We start from the raw sequence: 20,945 nt of genomic DNA on the forward strand, positions 1-20,945 counted from the left end.
CCGCAGTGTAACTGCTACTTAACACCACGGCATGAATCGTTCTCGAAATTAGCCCCTATCAGTTGCACAGCAGTGGGCTGGGCACACCGCTGGAGCTAACAAACAGGCCCTTGATCGCCCGGGTGGCGGCCACATGCAACAGCGCCCGCTCATTAAACAGGGCATCGCGCAGCTCAACCGGATCGTCGGATTGAATGGCTTTGGGCTCTGGCACTACACCATCGTTGATGCCGGCAAGAAACACATACTGAAACTCCAGTCCCTTGATGCGGTGCATGGTGGCGATGCGCACCCCGGGATGCGTCACACTGTCAGCGCTGTCCTGGCCCAGCACAAAGGTAGTGATGCCAGCGTTGTTGAGCTCAGTGGTATATCGCTCATAGGCATACTTGGTACGGGCTGTGAGACAGATATCGGTATCTGGGGTGCCCTCTTGCAACAACGCTTTGATCTGCTCAGCGATGGTGGCTGCCTCTTGCTTAAAGTCGGCATGATGGGTCACCAGCGGTGCCTCGCCATGCATCAGCGACAAATAGTCTTTATCGGTATCAGACTCGCCATCGAGGTTATCGGTCGGCACCCCATTCAACAGCGCCACGGCGAATTTGCGGGTCTCTTCGGTGGTACGGTAGTTGATCTTGAGTTTCTTGCTGCGCCGACCGCGCACATTGATACCACACTGACCGAGCACCACCTTGTTTCGATAGATGCGCTGGTGGCCATCACCGACGATGAAGATGTCGTTTTCGCCTTCGGGGATGAGATGGCGCAGCAACACAAAGGCAGGTGCGCCCATATCCTGCGCTTCATCGACCACCAGGTATTGATAGGGCAGCTGTACCTGCTTCTCTTTAAACAACACCACCGCCTCAAGCATGGCATCGTGCATTTCGCGTAACTTGGCGCGCGCCAGTTGTGCCCGATACTCTTCAAATACCGGCCAAATCTTGGCCCGCTGCAAGCGTGAAATGGCCGTGCCTCGCCCTAATCGGCTCACCTTGAAGTAATCCTCGCGGCTGTGAACCCCATTGGGCTGCACCACACGATGCCACTCTTCCAAATAGAAATTCTCTGGCAGATTTAGGTCTGTGGGCAGCTGTTGCAGCGCATACTCCCAGCATTTGCGGCGCACCGGATCGCTGTCATACACCACCCGAAAATCATAACCGTGGCGCTTTAGTTGATCGGTCAGCCAGCCATCGATATGGATCACCTCAATTTTGGTCAGCTCTTCACGGCTGCACAACCGCTGCAGGTTGGCGCGAATATCGGCCGCTAGGTTTTTGGTGAACGTAGTGAACAGCACCTTTTTGCCGGGCGCGGCTAACAAACGCTGCGCCAACCAACGGGCTCGGTGCATGGCGACCACGGTTTTACCGGTACCGGCGCCGCCCAGCACCCGCACCGGACCATTGGCGTGCGCTTCCACCAGCTTGCGCTGGCTGGGGTGCAAAAATACCCGCCATTTTTCCAGCGGGGCGTTGAGCATTTGTAGCAGCTCCAGCTCGCTCTCCACCACGGAAAAGTGCCGCTGGCTACGCTTAATCGCCTGTTCGAAATCGTCGGTATCAACCTTCACATCCGCAGCATCATTAAACTCGGCCAATACCTCGTCATACTCTAGCCCTTCGGCCAACCAATAGAGCGGCTCCCAGGCATCGGCCGGCATCACCCCCTCCAGCTGGTAGAGCTCGCTCAAGTTGGTCAATGCCATCACCCGATCCAAAAACAGCGCCGGCACCCCGAGTGCCATGATCTGCTCGGTCGAATAGTCGGCAAATAACGGGGTTGGCTTGAATGCGATGGGCAGATCAGGATCGTCCAGCGGTGGCTGCACAACCAGGCTGGTGTCGATCACCTGCAACGCACCTGTAGCGGGATGAATTTCACACTTATGATTTTTAGCCCAAGAATAAGCATCATCATGCTTATCTACCCACAACAGCATATAGAGATTGCCCTGCTCGGGTTTGAGCACAATGCCGCGGTAGTTCTGGTCGATGCGCACCGAATGCACATTGGTGCTGCTGGTATCGTGAATCTTTTCGTAGTTAAGCCCCTTGCTGGTAGGGTCATTACGAAACTTGGCAAGAAACTCCATCACCTTTTTTTGTTGTGCTTTGGGGATCTTGGCAAATGACGTTAAAAAGCCATCGGATATGGCAACTTTCAGGGATGGCAGTGTCATGCCTTACCTCCTGTGACTAATTGGGTCAGGGTGTCGATAAGCTCAGCGTCAAGTTCGCCATGGGTCAGTTGCCAACCTTGCGCGATGAAAGCGTCAGCTTGCTGATCGTGTATAAAGCAATGGGCGCGGTGTAGCGCTGGCCAGGCCAGATCGGCCTCGGCGATGATGGCCCCTGCTTCATCTTGAAGGGCATACCCCACCTCGGGCACCGGCAGTGGTAATCGTTGCAACAGCGCAATCTGCTGTTTGCTCAACACTTCCAGCTCTGCCAACTCTTGCCACTGCGCCAGCACACCAGCTTCCAGGGTAGCATCCGGCGTGGTGCCGTCTGATGTCGCAATGGAGCCCAACGTGTCCACTGGCCTCGGAACCTGTCCGATGTTACTGCGGACAACGTTACGGCTGGTAAAGGTCATATCCGGCAGCCACTGCAGCAAATTTACCAAGCGCCAAAAACCGGTTAAACCGCGTTCATAGCCATCTGCGTGTGGATTTTGGTCATCAAAACACAGATGCAAGCGCAGGGCCGCACGCAGCTGTTCCGGGGTGGTCTGCGCATTGACCCAACGCTGAGGCAACACCGAGGCTAGCTCAATAAATGGCTGAGAGCTGGCCAGGGCATCTAGCAAACCACCAAACACAAACGGCTCATCGGGCAGCAACTGCGCCTCACGCCATGCCGGGGCATTCTCATGCATCTCATAGGCAAACTTGTGGCGAATTCCGGCATCTTGGGACTTTTTCACCTCCAGCCATACCCAGGCATGGGCGGCCGCCAGTTTTTGCCAGAACGGCGCCTGAGCACGGGGATCTTGCAAATAGGTCAGCAGCAGTTCGAAGCTGTTGCGCTCACGAACTTCACTCTCCAGGGTGGCAAAGGTGGTGGTATGGAAGCGGTTATAAAACTGCGGCGCCTTCATATCCAGGTTATGGTGCAGCCCCAACACATCTTGCAGATGTTTGCAGCCAGGCTGGGTTAAATCGCGCCAGGTCAGCGTCCACACCCCATAACGACCGCTATCGCGAATGGCCTGCCGCTTTTGTACATCATCCACCACGCTCGCCTTATGAAAGGCAAAACCATCGAGGAAAATCGCCAGCGGCTTGCACTGGGCGATATGCCCCAGCGGATAGAGTACAAAATCGGGGCGACAGGGAATACCAACCCCCTGTTTGGGGCCCAGATCGACCTGCGCTTTCAGTTGCCAGCTCAGAGAGGGGCTGCTGCGGGTATTGATGATCCAACCGTCGCCCTCATGGGCATAGCTGCGGCTGACCACCAACTCTTTGTTTTGCGCCAACACATCAATGAAGCGCTTTTCCAGTTCAGAGCCCATCATGGTATCGAGTGGGATCTGGTTGATGCTGTTAATGCGTTGCAACTTGTCGCGTACCGCGAGGATCTGCCCCACCAGCAAACGCGCCTTATCGCGCGAGACGTACTGCATCTTGCCGCGCTCCCGGTAGGCATACACGCAGCGATAACAGCCATCTTTACTGGCATCCTGATTACAACCGCAGTCGCACAGCGACTCGTAGGCCAACTGCAATAGTTGCAATAAGTTATCGGGCTCGCGCATCAGCTCCTTGAGTGAGCCTGTGCCGCCCGGCACGGTATCGTAGATCACCAGATACTGACGCCACGAATCCCCCTCATTTTCCGGCTCGCGATAAACCACCCCCTTGAGGTGATCGACACTGCCCTTGAAGTAGTGCTTAAGCCCCAGCTGGATTGCAGCCCCTAACGAGGCTTCCGCTGTCGGATCACTACTATAACTGCTCACCGGCAGCAAGATGCGCACCGCCTCGGATTCCAGCTGACGATAGAGATAGAGATAATCTTCAAACTGCGCCTTCTCAGGCGTGCTCTTGTATTTACAGCTCAGATCGTGCTCTTTGCGTGGATCTTGATTCACCGGATGTTGCACCATGCCGCAGCCCAAACAGACCTTAAAGCCGCTGCAACGTTTAATATCACCGGCGATGCTCAGCTCCAGCGCATCTTCAGTCTGCTTGCCAAAGTTGATATCACGCAGGGTCACCTTGCTTAAAAACTCAAAACCAAACGGCACTTCTCCGTCGCTGATCGCATAGGCTGCGGTCACATCCTTAGGCTCATAACTCACCAGTAATTGGCGCTGATAAAAGGCCGGTTCTCGGCTATCGGACTCATCGCCAATCTGGCTGTCACGGGCACTGGCGCGGGCATAGACCTGACGCAACTTCAGTAACGTGGTCTTCTGGCCGGCGTCAGCCCAACCCGGGGTTCCGCACTTGGGACAGTATTTATGCGGGTCGCCGTTCTGGTCGATGTTTTCACTGTGATTACAGTGGCTACACAAGCGCCAGTGCTCTGGTTCCGACACCTTGAGATCAATTTGTTCAATCTCGACCTTATGACCACCAGCATAAAAACTATTGAGTGGCGCCAGCTCGGCCAAGGCGGTCGAGGCTGGGCGCTCATATTCGTAGGTCGCGGTCTGATAACTGCGCCCCTCTTCATTCTCATTTTTACGCCACAACACAGAACGCAGGGTAATACCCGCCTCAGGGAAGGCGTAATTGGGTAATATTCCCTCATCGGTTAAAAAGTTCAGCGTCTGCTTGTTGTTGATCTGGCTGACCAAGGCTTGCAAGGCTTGGCGTTCGGTATGCAGATCACGCATATCCGAATCAAAGTTCTGATCGCGCGGCCCGGTTTCGAGCTTATCGATGCTGCGCTTGAGCTTGTCGATGCGCGCCTTGAGTGACTTACGATCTTCAAGCAACTGTTGCAACGCCTTGTCGATGCGCAGCACCAGCGAATGCTCAGCTTGCTGCCCCATCAAATAGTCATGGAGCTGTTGCAGGGTTTGCGGCTCAAGATCGGCAAACACCGCGGCAAAATCGGCCGCAAGCCGGACCCGCTGCTCCTCGACAAACGCCAAAAAGTTATACGGGAAGCGTTCCTTCTTGCCGCGTTCCACCTCATCGAGCATCTGTTTCACGTTCGGGCTGATCGCCATCGGCGTGATGCCGGTTCTCACCCAACTGTCGAGGCAGAAGGCCGCCAGTTGACGCTCCAAAATCGCCACGGCGTTAAGAAACACCCCCGGCGGCTGCACCTGGCCCTGCATCATCTCCAGCGGCTCTTCAAAGAAGAATTGATCGTGTGGATTGCCTTCGGCCAAGGTGATATTCAAGGCGTTGCCATCTTTACGCCCGGCACGGCCGATGCGCTGCAAATAGTTGGCCTGCGCCGGTGGCACCGAACAGAGCAGCACGCTAGAGAGATCCCCCACATCGATACCCATCTCCAGGGTCGGGGTGGCCGACAGCAAATTCACCTGCCAGGCGCGAGTGCCGCGATAAAACGCCTGCTCGGTGGCCTCGCGCACCTCGCGAGTTAACAGTCCGGTATGCTCGGCACCCACCACCCGTGCCACATCAAGCCGATCCCAGCGCAATGCGCTCGCTTGGGCGGTAAGCTGATATGTCCCGGTGCATCGTAGCGACATGCAGGGCGCCCCCTGCCACTGCCACGCCTGTGCTCTGGGGGCAACCAGCGTCTCTCGACAGTCACTGCAGCATAAGCGGCTGACTTCACGAGTTACTGTCAGCGCCTTGGGCACTATGCCCCAGGCTTCGCCCTTTTTGCTGTCAAAACGAGCCATCAATCCGGCCTTGGTCAAGGTCTCCAGCAGCTGGCGCAGCACGGTTTCGCTGACGCTGCTAACAAACAGACGCTCCCCCTGGGCAAGGGTAAGGTTGAGCCAGTGCTGATACCAGCTGGGGTTGGATTTGGCGCCGAGCAACTGGCTAAAGTTTTTATTGCGCTCGAAGGTGGCATAGGCCGGTTTGCGGGTGCGCGGACCGATGGTGGGCATGTAGCGTGAGGTGCGTTCACGCTGCATCATGCGAAAAGTATCACCGCCATCTTCGCGGTAACTTGCAAACGCCGGGTGCATTACGGCTCCGGCGTGGATCAAGTGCCGCAGCACCCCGAGCACAAAATGGGTGACCTGTTCAAGGGTCACACCCTGCATCAGATCCCCCAGCTCCTCGCGCCACCTGGCGTGCAAGGGCGGCAACAGCGCATCGAGTAACGAGCCATCCGCCGCCACACAGGCAAAACCGCTGTTTTCCAGAGTACGGCCAATGCCGGCACGCAATGTCAGCTCACTGCATACCTCCCAGTCAAGCCGCTTGGCCACCAGTTCGGGCAGATCCGAGCCCGCGGGCAGAACGTTGTCTTGCACCAGTGTCTGATAATCGTTCAGCCACAGCATATTGGGGGCGATAAAGCGGCCGACAAATTCGGCCTCATCCTGACTGTGGGCCTTGGCATCAGCCAGCACAGCGGCGGCAAACGCATCGAGGGTGAGTTCGCCCTGCTCAGGCAAGGCACTGGCTATCTGGCCGCGCAGCACCAAAGGCCAGGTGCGGGCAGTAAAGAAACTGGCGCGGTGCGCCGCATCTTGCACCGAATCAGAGAAGGTAATGAGCTTTTTGTGCTCATTAAAGCGGCTGCCATAGAGCTGGTGGATCATCACTGACGAGAGGCTGGCGGCACGCGACCCCATGATCGACAAGCCTTTCGAGCTGCCGCAGTAGGGGCAATCGGTGGATGAGACCAGGGTATCTTTGCGCTCTTTGAGCAGATCCGGCACCAATACCCGCAACAGGCCTTCATGGCCACACTGCTCGCAGGCCGCTTTGTCAGCGCGATTGAGAGTCAAACACTGTGGGCACAGGTGCTGATGAACGCCACTAACCGCCTTATCACTGAGATCAGGGAACGCCATCGCCAGCGCGCGGCCACTATCAAAGAACTGGCGGTAGATATCATCCAGCTCCGTTTCGAGCTGGCGGCTCTGGCCGTGGCGCATGCTGGCCCAACCGGTGGCGTGGCAATCGCGGCAGTGCACCACCGGCAGGTGATGGGTTTGTTCATCAGCCAGCAGATCGCTGGCGAAACGTAACTTGGGTTGCTTCTCGACCGAAGCCACCAGCCGGCGCAATTCGCGCAGCCACAATTGAGACCGCAGTTGCACCAAGGGGCGCACCGGACGCGGTTTACCTGCGAGTTCCCGTTGCGCACGCGCCTCTGGCGATTCATTAACCGGGCTGCGCGCTAGCGCCAACAGTGCCAGCCAACTTTGCAGCAACAGGCGTGCCTGCACCGCTGGCAGTGACAGCATCACGGCAAAACGTTCAGCGCAGCTGTGCTCGGTCAGGATCCCTCCCTGCAGATCGGCCAGCAGCAGATGCAGGGCACTGTGCTGGCGCATCAATTCACCTAAGCGGATGCGCACCTCGCGCCCGGTATCGCTGTCGAGATCGGCGGGCAGCACCAGCTCTTCTGCGGGAAACCACAGTGCCAACTGGGCATTCAGGTAAGCGTGATGATCGGCGTAACTGCTTGCGTCGAGCTGGCTATCCGGCTCGGGGAAATAGCTAAAACGCACCGGTGAGTCTTGCAAAAACTCGGCGGCACTGAGGCGGTCTTCGCGGATCACCGCGCTGTCATCAAACGGCTGCTCGAAGATCTGGCTGGCGTAGTCAAGCAACTGGCCTAGCTCATCGCCCACCGTGGCCGAGGTGCCCACACAGGCGAACTGGCCGTTATCCACCGCCACATGATGCTTTAAACGGCGCACCAAACACGCCAGGTCAGAGCCTTGGGCACCATCGAAGGTGTGCAGCTCATCGACCACCAAAAAGCGCAAGCAACCCGGTGTATTGTAGCGCCACAGCGGCTGATCCACTGGCCGCATCAACAAGTAGTCGAGCATCTTGTAGTTGGTCAGCAGAATATCCGGCGGGTTCTGGCGCAAGGTTGGCTTGTCGGTGATCACCTGCTTGGGTCCCATCACCTTGCTGGGAAACTCGTCGCTATCGCCGACAAACAGACCAACCGTCACCCGCCCATGCAGCTTGGGATCACTGGCAATGGCACTGGCAAAACGGCTGGCCTGATCGGTGGCCAGCGCGTTCATCGGGTAGATGATGATCGCCTTGACCCCCGCGCCGGCTGTGGCGGCGCAGTGGTTAAGCAGCGGATACATAAAACATTCGGTCTTGCCCGAGCCGGTGCCGGTGGCCACCAGGGTGGGCTGGGGGTTGGCGCCGCCCAAGCGCTCAAAGGCGCGCGCCTGATGGGCGTGCGGCGGGAAGGGCAACCGCAACTGGCTGAAAAAATCCAGCGGCAGTGCGCTTTGGCGAAACGGCAACTGCGCCGAAAAATAGGGCCCCTTAAGCAAGGTATCCGGGTCTTGCAAAAACGCCTCGAGGGTGTGGTGCTCCGGTTGCTCAGGGTCGCCGGCAGCCTGGTTAAACAGCGGGCTATTCATCGGGAAGGCGGCGCGCAAAAACTCGGCGACACTGTCAGCCACCTGCCGACTGACAACAGACGGTAACATCAATGCATCTCCCGGTCGGATTCAGGCACGAGACAGTCATGCACATGGGAAGGTAACAGGCTGGCATCACCAAACAATATCAACTGTTTGCGAGGGCGCGAGAGGGTGACATAGAGCTTGTTCAAGTCATGCGCATCATCCCAATCAATAAACTCCAGGCCTGCATAAACAACGGTATCGAACTCCAGTCCCTTAACATGCTCGGCACAGGAGAAATGCACCATGTACTTCTTAGCCAGATCGATCCGATCAGAGACCTGTGAGTTACGCGTGGTCTGAGTGACCAGAGATTCACGCAAACGCGCTTCCAACTCGCTCGCCATCTCCTGAATTGGGCACACCACAGCAATGGTGCGGCCATGGGGTTGCACGGCGAGCACATCTAACAACTGATGATCAACATCATCAAATTGAGCGTCGTAAAACTGCTTGCTGCCGCCCGTCTTTGCCTCATGCTTCCATGTTTCCACCAAACCGGCATCTGCCAGTCGGCTATCTCGCTGCACGAGGGTACGGAACAACATGGCGGTAGCCGCCAACTGCGGCATCCGCTCCTGCCGTTTATTTTCTTTCAGCAAGTAGCGGTTCAGGGGGCGATAAGGGAAACAGGCTGCGATATCGTGCACATTGCCACGTCCCAATTGCTGGTGCATATCCCCCACCAAGGTCACGGCGTGATACTTAGGATCAGCCTGCTCGGCCATCAGGAATATTTGTAACTCGGTAAAATCCTGCACCTCATCGATAAAGACCGAACGGTAGCAAGGCGATACATGCAAATGTGCTGGCACTTTCGCATCTTGCGTCAGTTCACGAGTCATAATGTGCGCCAGTGCCAACAACAAGTCTTTGTCGTGCTCGGCCAGCAGCCGATCTTTCAAACGAGCCGCGGCTGCTTGCCAATGTGAAAAACTCTGCACGCAGGATTGGGCTTTGCGATCATCATCCCCATAAGGCTGCAACAGCGCATCCCGATAGAGATCGGCAAAGTGCCATTTGCTATAGATACGGCGTAATTGAGCATTGAACCATTTCGCCAGCGAAGTCTGCTTCTGGCCATCCTGGATCTGGCGCCAGAAAGGGTTGGCTTCATGAACCTGGAATACCCGATGACTGATGCGTGCGAAGAGCTTTTTAGTTATCAAACGCATATTGAGGTCATCAAAATCCCTCGCTCGTTTGATGGGGACTGGCTGACCATCGGGGAATCGACAATTGAACGAATCATCACCGCTTTGCAGTTGCGTCCAGAGCTCCTCGGCGGCTCCAGCTTGCCAAGGCTGCATGCTCTCAGCCGAACGGATCTCGACCCCCTGTTTGAACAGGTTGAGAAGATCTTCTTTCACCTCGACCATCACCTCTACCATGGTCATCTGGTTACGTTCTCTTTCATAAACCACAAAAGCAGCGCCGCTCTTGCGTAACAGTTCGACAGCACCCTTGGTATCCCGAACCTGGCGCCACTCCCCCGCAGAGGGATTAACCCATTTGGCATGCTTGTCAAACAACTCCAACCCAAGCTGGCTCTGTGCTTGATAGATATGGTGGATCACCCGATCAAGCGCAAAGGGCGCCGGTGACTGTTCCCGCAATTGCGATATGAGTGGTTGGTAGAGTGCAGTTAGCCTGGATTTGACCAAGGCCAGCAACGCCTCAGCGTTACCAGGTTTGGAGACAAACTTGTCGCTTGCCAATTTGTCGGGGATAACGAGCGAGTCAAGTTGTTGTTGCAAATCGTCAGCTATTCGCCATCCAATCACGGCACTGATGACCCTTAGCCACAGCATCCGCGTCTCATCTTGAAAACCGTAATCAGGAGTAGTCCCCAGATTGTGATATTTGGCCTTGGGTTTCACCGCCGTAGCCGATGCTACGAGCTCTTCGCCCCTCGCCTCCAGCTCATCGTCGCCCTCCTCATCTTCTCGCTCGTTCACATCAGTCACCAAGGGAGATGCAGGCTTGCTTTGCTCGATAAACAGATTACGAGCACGACACAGCTGATACACCAGCCCCGCATACTCTTCGATCGGCAATTGAGAGATATCCAGCTCCAGGCAAGAGGCGCGCAGGTATTGCACCAGTTCACCGGTGCGCACGAAACCGATACTGCTCTCGGCCAGAAAGTCGCTGTTGAACTGCTCGTCATCGGGTGAGCGGGCCAGATCACACAGGGTCTTGGCCCGGCCCAAGGCGGCGCAGGTTTTGCCTGAACCTGCGACCCCTTCCACCAGCATGGGGCCAGCATGTACGGCATTGGTCATGACCTCCAATTGTTCATCGGTGGGGTTGAGGAAGAAGTAATTGCTCAGACCATAGTAATCATCCTGCTCCTGCTCGCTGCGGCCAAAGATATCGTAGTGATTCTCTTGCTCGGTATCATCGTCGGCAAACAGCTCCGGCTCATCGAAATCGACGTCAAACTCAACACCAATCTCTGCCAGCGCCTTGGATTCTGCCGTCTCGGCGCGGTCCATATCCCCCGCAGGCAAACTGGCCTCGACCTGCGGTGTATCTCCCTTGGCAAACCAGCGCCTTAACGCAGCGCGCAAATTGGCCACCGTGGCCTGAAAGGGTGTGGATTCTTCACTCAAAACCAACGACTTGGACTCCATTACCCGGAAGTTGCGAATATGCTCGGCAGCCTCCTGGCCTGTAAAACGGGAAAAGTTGCGGATCTCAACAATGGTGTACTCACCCCACTTAGGGCTTTCCCTGCTATCTCCGAGCTTGGCGCTTCGGCACAAGTGGCCAAGAGGTGAATTAGGCGTGGCAAACCCCAGCTTGGTATTGGCGTAATCGCTGGTGGCCTGGGAGACCCGGAAGTTCAATCGCCCTTCCCGTTCGGTATCAATTACTACTGTCTTACCGAAGCCATGGCGATACAACTCTTCATAGCCCCGCTGGCGCTGATAGGCATCGTAGTAAAACTCGCCACGCCGTTTTTGTTCAGCCTCGGAGATCACAATATCCAGCGCGTCGAGTTCATGCTCGACCACAGCTTTGGTTGTGGTTGCTTGTTGCGGACTGACCTTGTCCAGCTCATCGGGTAATCGATATTGGCTCATCTCTTTTTCCTAAATGGTTACCAACGCGGTGCTCACCGCGTCGGCGTCATGCTGTCTGCTCTTGTTCGCTGGCGCCTATAGTGACTGCTCGGCAAAAAATGCCCAGGCAACCCGATAGTCATCTTCGCGATCCGGTTTGATAAAGGGAGCTTGCCAGGTGATGGTACGGCGCACCACGCCACCCGGACGGGTATCGTCGTCGAAGGTGACGCTGACCGAGCCGGTTTTCAGGTGCTGGATATCCTCCCAGCCGATGGCGAGATCAGCACCATTGCCCCCCATCCACTCGGGGCTATCCACCCTATAGACGATACCGGCCTTAAGGTCAGTTTTGCGCACCTTGCGCGGCAGGCCAACCCCCACCAGCCCCTTACTCGGGGTAAACACGATGCGGCCCACTTGGTCATACCAGGTATCGGCCTCGTACTGGCGCATCACCGGGAACTGGACCCGATAGATGGTCAGCAACTCCTCCAGCGTCAGCCCCAACGCCTGCGCCACCAGCACATCGATCTCCACCAGCGCCTGGCGGCGGCTATAGTCGCTGCGCAGCGCGCAATCGCGTTGCCAGTCAGGCGTCAGATTGGAGAAGAAACTCTGTGGCAACTGCGGTAGATCGCGGCTCCAGCGTTGCTGGGTAAACTCGGGTTGATAACATGATTCCCAGAGGTCGGCATAGTCAGATGAAATGCTATTTAAAAGTAATGCTCTTGATTTAATGAGATCATTTTCGAGATACACAAACCCCGCAAGTTGAGCGCCATAGAGGTCTGATTTTCCTGTTGATTTAAGAATGAAATCATAAACTATAGAATGTGATAATCCTGTGAAATTTATTAGCACCTCATTGGAAGAAAATGCGGTAGCAACACAGGTATTGATATTGGCAAATCCTTTTGGCAAAACCGCACTGATAAACGAACGTTCAGAGGAAGCACCGAACATCCTTCGATTCACAAACCGATAATACTCCGTCACCTTTTTTGGTTCGGTTTGGCCCGGTTCGATCCAACTCACCCGCGGGGTGCGGCGGGCATATTCCGCCGCATCACAGGCCGGAATATAGTTGGTGCGCGGCAGGTAGTCATCCGGCAAAGTCAGCAGATCGAGGCAGTCGTAATGGCCCTTCTCGGTACACACAGCTCTTGGGGTTTTATAAAGCGGAGTGCCGACATAAAAATGCGGGCCGGAGAGCACCCAATCAGCGGCCGTGTGCGGGAACTGAGTTTGGCGCTGGATGGTACCGTCAGTTTGCTGATTGGTTTCATGCCACATCTCCAGTGACAAATATTCGCCCTGCAAGTCACCCAGCCGTTGCGGTTGGGCGGCAAATTTTTCCAGTACCGCAACCAATTGTTCGGCATGCAACGATGGCAAGCGGGCTTCCAAAGCGGAAGTGCCTGCATCATCGTACAAGCTGGCAAATAAGGCTAACTTTTGAATATCCACCTGCAAAATTCGGCTTTGATGACCCGATTCATCCCAGTCTGCGGTTTCATCGTTTTTAATCCCCCCGACCACGCCACTGCCATCATGCTCAAAACATAACCCGATGGTTTTCGGCGAGAACAGATTGGCAATATTGGTAAAACCAATGACTTCCTGCGATTTGGCGGTATAGATATTGATGCTGTATTTAACCCGATGTCCAATTGGAAAAAGCATATGCTGGTTTTGAAACTGAAAATGCGCCCGCAACCGTGGGTAAATTTGCGCCCGTAATAAGCCGCCTTTAGGGTCATCATAAATGCCTTCGGGGTGCAAAAAGCCGGCTACGCCCTGGTTTGAACCCAGCCGCCAGGCCTGCGGTAAAAAGCACTTATATAAATTGGTCTGGGTGCCTTTGAGCACCGGGTAATTTTGCAGCGCATTAAGGAAGTTCTGGGTCGCTTCACAGCCCTCGTATTCGGAGCGCCAGGCATTCTCCAGCGCTGGAATGCGGGCAAAAATCTGTTCCCGCAGCTTGACCAAGTTACTGGCTGAAAGCTTGCGCAGTACAAACTCCGGCTCAAAATCGCCGAGCACCCCGGCTTCTTGCCACTCCACCTTGAGCCAGGGCGGGTTACCCAGCATCAGATCAAAACCACCGCGCTTGGCAAACAGGTCGCTAAATTCGAGATCCCAATGGAAAAAGCGCTGGGCGCTGGCAATCTCATCCACCAACTTGAGGCGTGGCAGCAGGGTAAACAGCTGCTTGCGTTGCAACACCCCCTGCTGGCTAAACAGTGCCAACTGCTGCGCCGGTGCCCGCTCTGCCTCTTGCGCAAACTCCTCTGCAAATAACTGCCCCTGTGCGGTGGCCGGAGTCTCTTGCGGCGCGCTGGTCAACATCACCCCATCGAGCAGGGTTTCCAGCTCAAACAGCCACTCATCGCGGCTGGGCAGATGTTCGGCCTGGTCTATCGGCCAAAACCACAACGCGCACCAGTAGTTCATCACCCAACGCAGCTTTTGGTAGGCGCTGCTCTCCTGACCACGCCCAGCCAAGCGCGCATCCTTGTCGCGAAGGCTCGATAACGGCTGCGCCGCGCTTGGCGCCGGCCACACCGGGTGGCTGTCGCAGGTTTGCGCCCGCTCCTGCATAAGCTGCTGGCGGTGCGCTTGCCACAGCTTATCCACCTTGGCACTGATGCGCTCCAGAGTAACTTGCTCATCGGCGGTGATGCTGGCGCAAAACCCCTTGCGCCAGCTATCGAGCGCTTTTATATCATCGGGATAACGGGCCTTGACCGTTTTGTCGCTGTAGCTGGCCATGCCTAAATCGGGCAGCAAGAAGTGAAACACCTGGCCAGGGGAGCGCGGCTCACTCATCACCAGCTCGCTGGGCACGCTGTTCAGCCAGCTCGGGTCTTTTTGCTTTTTATAGCTGAGCTCGCTTTTGCTAAACACCTGGCGGCGCGCGCCAATCAGCGAGTTGCCGTGATGCAGCTGATAGCCAAACCAGGGCACAAAGGCATCGCCGCTGATGGCGTTGAGCCACAACGACACCTCGGCCAGCTCCACCGCCACCGGGTTTAAATCCACCCCGTACACATTGTTATCGGCAATAAACATCTTCACCCGCTGCAATTCGCGCGGATAGCTATCTTGCGGGATACGCCGCCCCTCGGCCTGTTGCTTGAGTTGCAAATAGGCTTCGGCCAACTGGTTGATGGCTTCGTTCAAGAAGGCTGCGCTGCCCATGGCGGGCTCGCAGACGGTGAGCGTCAAGATGGCATCGGCCTTGGCATGGGGGTCGCTAATCGGGTCGATTTGCGCCTTAAACAGCTCTTTGAGGGCGTATTTGACCAAGGATCGGGTCAGCACCTCCGGGGTGTAGTAGGACGCGGATTTTTCCCGATCGCGGCCAGCCATGCGGTAGATAAAGCTGCCCTTGGGGTGAATGCGCAGGCTGCCATCTGGGTTAAACACCTTTTCGTCGTCGCGGTATTTGCCAATCTCGGCAGCGTTAACGAAGTAGCCGGTCTCCAGCGGGTTAAACTCCTCGCCGGCTTTTTTCACTTCATATAAGTCATCGCTGGCAAAAAAACCGCGGTAAGAGAGCAGCGCCTCATAGACGGCGCCTAACTGGTTGATACCAAGCTGGCGATAGGAGATGCGGCCACGGCGCCCCTTGCCAGCGCGGCTTAGCGACATCAAGTTGATGATGTTAAGCAGGGTTTCGTTGCGAAACACCACCTTGTTGAGGTGCGGGGTGTTGCTGTTGGCAAACAGGTGGCTATCGAGGCGCGGCACGCTAAATTGACTCTGGTGCTGGCTGATCTGCTCGCCGCTTAGGGCATCAGCTTGCACCGCGATGCCGCCTGCGTAGCCTTCTCGCACCAGCTTGAACAGCATCTGCAAGCTGTCGTGCAAATAGCGGCCGTGGCGATCTTCCTCACTGGTGAGGGTGATCATCTCCAGATCGCGCAGGCTCTCCAGGCTATAGCCTTGCAGGTAGGTTTTGGCGGTCATCGGCGCAAAGCCGAGTTCGGGGCGCGCCTCGATGTAGAACAAAAACAGCAAACGGTACATGTAGCGCAAGCATTCGCGGCTGAGCTCATCAGGGCTGACCGCCCGCTGGCCACTGTAACCGGCCTGATTGTGCTCAATCAGATAGCGCATCGCCTCGTTGCCGAGCAGCTCGATGCTTTCGCGCAGGGCAAATTTGAGATCTTCCGATACCCCGAAAGCGTGCTTGTGGGCGTTGTCATCCAAGGAATCGAGATAGGGTGCGCCGCTGCCGGGCAGCAAGGAGTCTTTGTGCAGCAAGGCGGCCAGCGCCTTGAGGGTGGCATCTTCTTTGCGGCTTAAGATCTCATCGAGTTCAAAGCGCAGCAGGCGGTTTTGCGCCCACTTGGTTCTGTCGAGCAGCAGCAGTTGCCGGCTACCGAGCAGCAACACAAAGCGTGGCGGCTCGGCCTGGGTAAACACCACAGAGGAGAGCAACTCCTGCCAGCTACGCGGCTCACCGCGACTGTTGTGGCGCAGCAGTTGGTTCTGTTTCGGGTCGCTGTCAGCGGGCAGTTGCAGCGCATGCAGGGCCTGGGCAAGCGGATCGCCCTCTTCTTCACTGTCGAACGCTTCGGCAATCCACAACCAAGGGCTGCCATCGGCACTCTCATAGCTGGCCAGCAGCGGCAAGCTGCAACCTTCATCGAGCGGCTGCAAGGTGGGCGCGAGCTGATAACCGAGCGCGCTTAGCACTGCTGCTTGGCGGGCGCGCTGCTGGCTAAGTTGCTGCGCGATATCGCGTTGTTTCTCCTGCTCGCTGAGCTGGCGAAAATAGCCGCTGGCGAGACTAGCGAGCTGGTTCCATGGGGCACGATAACCGGGGGCGACCGTTTTGCCCAGCTCCCTGGCGGCACGTTCCTGGTCGCGGGCGGCTTGCTCTTGTGCCTGCCAGGGTTCGAGCACACTGCGGATGTCACTGCCAAACACCTCGTCGAGGTAGTGGTTGGAGTAAAATTCGTTTTCGTTAATGATGCCGACCAGTGCCATGGTTAACCCTCCGCGCCGGTGATAACGGCAATCAACTGAATATATGGTTCTTTTTCGGTGGTCATTGTCTCTTCGATCCACTCGATATAGCTTTCAAAGTTGTGCTCTATTTCGCGCTGACGCTGGGCCTGGCGACTCTGTTTCACCGCTTCGACCTGTTTGTTATCGGCAAAATCCAGCGTCAGTTGCTGGAGCTGGCGGGTTTTCAGCGCGTCGAGTTTCTCTAGCTGCGCGGTTAAGCGCAGGTTGATCTCGGTTTCAAACGCGTTGCGCTCCTGCACAAACACACTGCGAGCATGGTCAATGGCTTCGCGCAGCAGATCTTGCTGGCGTTGGTGGTTGCGCTGCTTGCCGCCGGGGTTGCTCAACTTACTGCACAAAGCGGGCTGCTGGGCGACAAAATCGGCAAACGGCTGACTGCCCACAAACTGCGCTTGCTTAAAGCTGACCACCAGCCAGGGGTTGACCATGGGGTGGGATTTGCGGTTGGGGAACAGCCCCGAGAGGATAAAGTGGTCTTCATCGGCGTTCATGGCATGGCTCATGCGCAGCACAGGCGCCTGATGACGGCCAAAGGCGCCTTGCACCTTGTCATCGAGCCACTGCACTACCGGGTTGATCTGCCACAGATAGTGAATGCTCGGCCAGGCATGTTGCTCGCCGCGCGCCGCAATAATGGCGCGGTTGATCACCTGTTTGTCTTCACTGAGCAGTAGTTGCCAGTTGTCGGGCTCAATTTCTGGCGGTAGCTGAGCAAAGCGGCGGCGCAGTTCATCAGGCGCCACCAATGAGAGACAGCCATCGGGCAGACGCTCGAATTGCACCCGTTGACCGGCTTGTTTGAGGTAACCGAGTGCCGTCTCACAATAGCCCTGTTCGCTGGCAAACAGTGACAGATCCTGGGTGGTGAGGCGACTGGCATCCTGGCTGACCTGATTGCTCAGGGCCCCCAGTAGATCGCCGGGTTGCTCCTGCTCGCTGGCATTGTGGTTAAGCAGCATATCTAACAGGCTGGCGCCATCTTGGGCGCCCTGCAGCATGAAGTCAGCGGTCTGCAGTTCTTCTTCTTCCTGGCTGTATTTACCGGTGAACTCGGAGCTGTCGCCGATGTTCTTTTGTGCCTGCTCATCTTTGTTGATCAGCACTTCCAGTACCCGCATATCGCCCTTGATCTGCTCGGCTTCGGTGAGCAGGTAGCGGATCTGCGGTACATGCTGCTGGCCATAGCGGTCGATACGGCCATTACGCTGTTGAAACACCATCAGTGACCAAGGGATGTCAAAATGGATCATCTTGTGGCTTTGATGGTGCAGGTTGATGCCCTCGGAGGCAACATCGGAGCACACCAGCAAGCGCACCGGAGCACTCTGTTTGCTGAATGCTTCGACGGTGTTCATCAGTTCGACATCGCCCTGGTCGCCGCGCAAGGTGGCGAGCTGTTCAGGCTTGAGCTTGAGATCGCGCGTCAGGTTGTCTGCCAAAAACTCCAGGGTCTTGATGCTTTCGGTGAAGATCACCAAGCGGTCATCAGCCTGATTGGCGCGCCATTGCAGATCGTTGCGGATGGTGTCGAGCAGCAGTTGGTATTTGCTAAAGCTGCCGGCATCGATGCGTGCCAGCGCCAACTGCAACGACTGCAGCTCGTTGATCTGGCTTTGGCAGTTATTGACCTTGCGCTTGGCGAGATTGGCGAGCCGGTTGTTCACCACGCTGGCGCAGGCCATGGGGCTGGAAAACAGGGCCTTGGCGAGGGTGACCTTAAACAGGCGACCACGCTTGGCACTGCTGTCATCACTATCATCATCTTTAAGTTCGCTCTCAACAAGCCGGCGGAAGACTTCTTCTTCTTGTGCGCTGGCCTGACGTGCGATCTGCTTGATCTCGCGCTCGGGAAATTCACCGGCCATCTGATCTTTGACATCTTTTTTAAAGCGCCGCACCACCAGATTTTTGTCGGCAAAATCACTGTGCTGGTAATTAGAGGGATTGGCGATGGCTGTCGGGTCGAGCATGTTCATTAAGCTGGCGAAGCTCTCTGGCTTGCCATCATGAGGGGTGGCAGAGAGCATGATCAGGGTGTCACTGCGCCCAGCCAGCAATTTGGCGAGCTTGCTGCGCAGTGAGCTGCTGCCGCGCTCGGCAACGTTGTGCGCCTCGTCGATGACGATGATATCCCACCAAGCATTCTCTAAATGGTGGCGATATTCGATGTCTTGCTTGAGGGTATCGATGGAAATAATGCTTTTATCGAAGTAGTGAAACGGGTTGTGGTTGGTGGGAATGCGATTGCGCACCCGCTGTAACCCTTGAGAATCGAGCCGGGTGAGCGGAATGGCAAACCGACTCCAGAACTCTTTTTGAAACTGGGTCAGCATGGATTTAACCGCCAGCACCAAGATCCGCTTGCCACGGCCACGGCGAATAAGCTCGGAAACCATGATCCCTGCTTCCAGGGTTTTACCCAGCCCCACGGCATCGGCGATCAGGATGCGCTGGCGCGGTTGCTCCAGTGCCATGCGGGTGGGATCAAGCTGGAACGCCATCGAGTCCATTGCAGCCCGGTGACCAAAGTGCAACTTGGCATCGGTTGGTACCCTTTGGCGCAGCTGGCTTTCGATATACAGCTGCGCGGCCTGATAATTGGCCGATTCATCTTCCACCAGTTGGGTAGTAGCAGGATCGAGGATCTCGATGCGCTGTTCCAGTCGGGTTAAAAACAGCCCCTCTTTGCCACGCACCAATTCTGATACGCCATCACAGGTTAATAAGTGACCGCCATCGCCACTATTGTCTGCTCGACGGATGCGCCACTCTGCATCCCGGATCACCACCCGCATACCGGGTGCAAAATTTTGGTCGTTCATCAGTCTGGTCTTAATGTCACAACAATGTCACGTGATGGCAGGCTGTACTTCGTCAAGCCAGGCCATGCGGAACAATGCAATTAAAGGAGGCCAAAAGGGTACCATAGTGGGACATCTACATGATAAAAAACACAATTCAAATGTGATGTACCGCAATTTACGCCTTCATTCATTAGCTTGAGAAATGGCTTGGATTAGCAATGACCGCAAATTTAGTCTGCAAAATAGGCTGAAGACGCAGTCAACATTGGCAGCCTCATCCCCGGTTAATCAATAGTCTGAGCGCTTTCATCATGGGCATAACTCAGACTTCGTCATCCTTAATCACATCGCAGTCTTCATCCCTATTGGGTGGATTCACAAACGTGACTGTCGATTTCACCTGCATGCTCCCGTGGTTAACGCCAGAGTCTTCTCGCCGCCCCCCATCGCCATACTTCTTGGGAGCCAGCTTTGAGGCCAGCCATTTACGAGCATCGGTCTGCAGGCGGGCACGAGCAATCACATCATGGTTAACTTTCACGTTCCCGTTGGCGTCGAGGAGGGTGTCATTGCTGCCGTCATCGGCAATCTGGAGGATCTCGTCGGCCAGTTTGTCGGCCAGATCCTCGCGCGCACACGTGTACTGGTCCCTAAATTCTATGTAGCGTTCATCAGCCAACCAGCGCATCACCATGGATTTGGACGGCATCCCCGGACGAGCCAACACTGCTCGTAGACTCACCCCATCAGCAATGGCGCTACATATGGCCTCCCCCAACTCGTTCGTGTATGCGCTCCGACGGCCTCTTGTTACCGGCTTGGGATTCGACGTATTGGTTTCCACCGTGGAAACCTGAGGAGTGACAACTGGGATCATAACTTGAGTTGTAGAATCCACGTGTTCTGCGCCACTTATAGGAGCCGTAGGCATAGCTGAAGATGAGGCAGCGTTAACAGGTGTTGTGACTCTTGACCATTTGTGCGTCTTGGCCCGCTTGTTAATGGCGGTATGTGAAATGCCGTGCTCTATCGCTATCTGGCGAACACTCTGGCGGCCAGCACAGTACGCAAATTCGATACTGTGCCAGTCTGGGGAATCTGTTGAATGCATAGGGGAATAGATCATAGGCGACCAGTATTTCCGAGGAGGCAAGTAGGTATCCAGCCCTACAGGGGGAGCCCCGTCAGTGCAAACGCAGCTGTGTGTGGCAAGAAGTTGTCTGTGATAGTCACTTGGTCACTGTTTTGATAAACATCCCGCCATCATTGGGCTAGCAGCTAGTGACCATGATTTTTCATGGTCTCTGGGAGTCACTCACATCACTCTTTTGGGCACTGCTTTCACTGATCCACTCATTGCGTCATCTCCCATCTGCCATCCATCAAGAAGCATCAGGGCAGTGACCCAGTGACAAACAGTGACCATGAATCAATGTTGGTCACTGCATCCCAACCCGTGCAGGAC

At 56.0% G+C, this 20,945-nt stretch carries 6 protein-coding genes; all 6 read right to left on the reverse strand.

What is annotated here, in order from left to right:
• Positions 1-58: 58 nt before the first annotated feature.
• The 6 genes from ACTG1P_RS04530 to ACTG1P_RS04555 all read right to left on the reverse strand — a co-directional run bounded on the left by ACTG1P_RS04530 (position 59) and on the right by ACTG1P_RS04555 (position 20,324).
• Positions 59-2,188 (reverse strand): DEAD/DEAH box helicase, encoded by a 2,130-nt coding sequence (locus ACTG1P_RS04530; RefSeq protein WP_005350915.1) that lies wholly within the window; start codon positions 2,186-2,188, stop codon positions 59-61.
• Positions 2,185-8,589, reverse strand: a complete 6,405-nt coding sequence (locus ACTG1P_RS04535; RefSeq protein WP_440000603.1) for a DEAD/DEAH box helicase — start codon at positions 8,587-8,589, stop codon at positions 2,185-2,187. Before ACTG1P_RS04535 ends, ACTG1P_RS04530 begins: the two co-directional genes overlap by 4 nt.
• A complete protein-coding gene (locus tag ACTG1P_RS04540; RefSeq protein WP_440000604.1) occupies positions 8,589-11,654 on the reverse strand; it encodes a hypothetical protein in 3,066 nt (1,021 codons plus the stop codon). The genes ACTG1P_RS04535 and ACTG1P_RS04540 overlap by 1 nt, the downstream gene beginning before the upstream one ends.
• 75 nt (positions 11,655-11,729) lie before the next feature.
• On the reverse strand, positions 11,730-16,634 hold the full coding sequence (locus tag ACTG1P_RS04545) for an Eco57I restriction-modification methylase domain-containing protein (protein WP_440000605.1): 4,905 nt from the start codon (positions 16,632-16,634) through the stop codon (positions 11,730-11,732).
• Between the two features lie 2 nt (positions 16,635-16,636).
• A complete protein-coding gene (locus tag ACTG1P_RS04550) occupies positions 16,637-19,498 on the reverse strand; it encodes a DEAD/DEAH box helicase (RefSeq protein WP_440000606.1) in 2,862 nt (953 codons plus the stop codon).
• A gap of 304 nt (positions 19,499-19,802) precedes the next feature.
• Positions 19,803-20,324: a terminase gene (locus ACTG1P_RS04555; RefSeq protein ID WP_440000607.1), complete on the reverse strand. Its 522-nt coding sequence runs from the start codon at positions 20,322-20,324 to the stop codon at positions 19,803-19,805.
• Positions 20,325-20,945 lie beyond the last annotated feature (621 nt).

This window comes from Aeromonas sp. 11P, from assembly GCF_051920165.1.
GTDB lineage: Bacteria > Pseudomonadota > Gammaproteobacteria > Enterobacterales > Aeromonadaceae > Aeromonas > Aeromonas veronii.